Here is a 799-nt window from a genome sequence, read left to right as displayed (position 1 = left end):
TTATTCCGCTTCGAATTCTTCGGCACGGGCGATCTGGCCGCCCCGGTGCTCGCGCAGGATGGCCAGGGCTTCTTCCTGGGTCAGGATACGGCCGCGGCATTTGGGGTTCTGCAGGCGATTCTCAGGGCAGTAGCCCAGATGCACACAGCTGGGCCCGGCCCCCTGGAACAGGTCAGGTGCGGCCTTGCGGCACAGGGAAAGCATCTGCCAGGCCAGATGGCGGATTTCGTGCTGGGCGTTGCGGCAGCAGCGGATGGAGAACCAGTCCAGCAGGGCATGGGCGTTCATGCCGATGATGGCCTTGAACTCCGTGGCCTGGGGCTTGAGGTAGCGCAGGTCTTCTTCCGGCAGTCCGGCTTCCAGCCCGGCGTCGTACCACTGGCGAGTCAGGTCGGCCAGGTCCCGGCCTGTCATACGGGTCGTGTGCCCGTCAGGCAGGGTCACCTCGGCACCGAAGTCACGCACGCTGGCGGGATAGACCACGGAAAAACGCCGTTTGCCGCCCAAATCCGCACGACCGGACTTGATGAGGTAGGAAGCCAGGCGCTTGCGCACCAGCTGGGTCTCGGTCACGCGAGAATAGCCTTCCACGCCGAACAGGAAAAAGTCGAATTCCAGCGCGGCGCGATGCCCGCTTTCCAGGATATTGCGCACGATCTGCCGGGAATAGGGCGAGGCCACTATCTCTTCCAGGCTGCGCTCACTGCGCACGAAACGCGCCGCGATGTCCGTGTAGATCTTGCCGCCCCCGGCCAGCAGCACCACTTTGCCGTTCCCGGTATATTTTTCATCCAGCATG

1 protein-coding gene is annotated in these 799 nt (G+C 63.6%); it reads right to left on the bottom strand.

Annotated features, from left to right (window positions below):
• Positions 1–799: FAD-dependent thymidylate synthase (thyX, locus tag ACQRCJ_RS12440; protein ID WP_427799941.1), on the bottom strand; the 799-nt coding region annotated here is incomplete at its 5' end.

This window comes from Desulfovibrio sp. SGI.102 (assembly GCF_050314315.1).
GTDB lineage: Bacteria > Desulfobacterota > Desulfovibrionia > Desulfovibrionales > Desulfovibrionaceae > Desulfovibrio.
Note: the sequence above shows the minus strand (reverse complement) of the source record. Positions and strands in the feature narration are given on the sequence as shown.